The 1,544-nt window shown below is 69.6% G+C and carries 1 protein-coding gene and 1 tRNA gene; both read right to left on the bottom strand.

Translation table 11 applies throughout. The annotated features are described in order from the left end of the window. Positions 1 to 2: 2 nt before the first annotated feature. Positions 3 to 85, bottom strand: a tRNA-Leu gene (locus WBA11_RS17450). A 417-nt stretch (positions 86 to 502) separates the two neighbouring features. Next, positions 503 to 1,408: a peptidase gene (locus tag WBA11_RS17455; RefSeq protein WP_424521917.1), complete on the bottom strand. Its 906-nt coding sequence runs from the start codon at positions 1,406 to 1,408 to the stop codon at positions 503 to 505. Positions 1,409 to 1,544: the final 136 nt, after the last annotated feature.

The raw sequence follows: 1,544 nt of genomic DNA on the forward strand, positions 1-1,544 counted from the left end.
TGTGGGAGAGGCGGGACTCGAACCCGCACGTCCTTTCGGACACCAGCTCCTAAGGCTGGCGTGGCTACCATTACACCACTCTCCCAGCACCGGTCGGGAACCGAGCGCGGAACCGGAAAGGTCCGACATCGAGGGCGCCATGTGTGGTCGTTCACACGATCTGCGTGACCCCGTCCTCGATGGGTCGTCCTCGAGGGCGGATTGTGGTGACTCGGCCTCGAGGGCGGACTTCGGCGAAGGGTGGGTCATGAACCCGCCCCTCTTCATGAGTCGTTCTCGCGCTCCATGAGTCGTCCCCGCGCAGGCGGGGACCCATGCGGTGCCGCCTGTGCCCTCGGGGCCGATGTCGACCTCGAGGATGACGCCCCGGTCTGCGGCCTCGAGGCCGGTCACGCACCGGGACCCCCTTTCCCAAGCGGAGAGGAGACGTCGCTTGCGCCCTCGCGATCTGCACCACAGACAGCACCTTCTCGAGGTCGACAGTCGCCCGTCCTCGAGGACGCTACCTCGTGAGCAACTCAACAATCGTCGGCGTGACGTCCAAGAGCGAGCGGCACGACGAGAACGCGTCGGCCCCGGCGCCCCAGGCCACGAGCGGGACGGGGTGGCGCGTGTGGCTCTTGGTCCCCAGGTCCTCGATGTTGCCGTGGTCGCTCGTGATCAACAATACGTCGTCCGGTCCCGCGGCCTCGAGGACGCCTGCGAACAGCCGGTCCAGGGACTCGAGGACGGAGGCGGCTCGGGCCGGGTCTTGGCTGTGCCCGGCCTTGTCCGTGAGGTAGTACTCGTGCAAGACGAAGGTGTGGTCGTCCAGAAGCGCGACGAGCCGGCGGGCGGCCTCGGCCTCGGAGATGGGCTCGGCGTCGGCGTCGAACAGTCGTTGCCACGTTCGGCCGGTCAGGTCGGCGGGGATCGCGATCCCGTCGCGGACGTCGGCCTCGCGGCGCAGGCGTACGCCCGCCGACCGGGCGGCGAGCGTCGTGACCGTCCAGCGGCCTCGCGCTTCGACGTGCTGGAAAAAGCGCTCCGGGTACGCGTTCGCGAACGCCAGGCGGTCTGTGCCGATCAACGGCGCGAGTTGCGCGAACACGCTCTTGTCTTGGACCGTCGGTCGGACCGTCGTCGGCGGGTACGGGCCGAAGTGGCGTCCGTGGATGCGGGCCGCGTTCTCGCCCGTGAGCAGCGTGGCCTGTCCCGTCCCGCTCTGCGGCAGCCCCTCGAGGCCGAGCGTCGCGTCGATGGGTCGGAAGACGTGGTCCGGTCGGTCGATGGTCTCCGACCTCGAGGTCCACGGTTGCCTGCCGGCGAGTGCGCGGAACGACGGGAGGTCGAGCGTCGAGAGCGGGTTCTCCGGGCTGTCCGGTCCCAAGCCGACGCCGTCGATAAACAGAAAGAGGATTCGAGTCATGCGACGAGGCTCGCGATCGTGTCCGGGTCGTCGGTGGCGTGCGCCGACTCGGCCCAGTCCGACGTCGAGGGCGGGACGAGCGCGACGGCGCGACCGGCCTCGACGGCCCACGCCGCGGCGCGGTCTTCCGAGGACC

The organism is Rubrivirga sp. (genome assembly GCF_049648075.1).
Lineage (GTDB): Bacteria > Bacteroidota > Rhodothermia > Rhodothermales > Rubricoccaceae > Rubrivirga.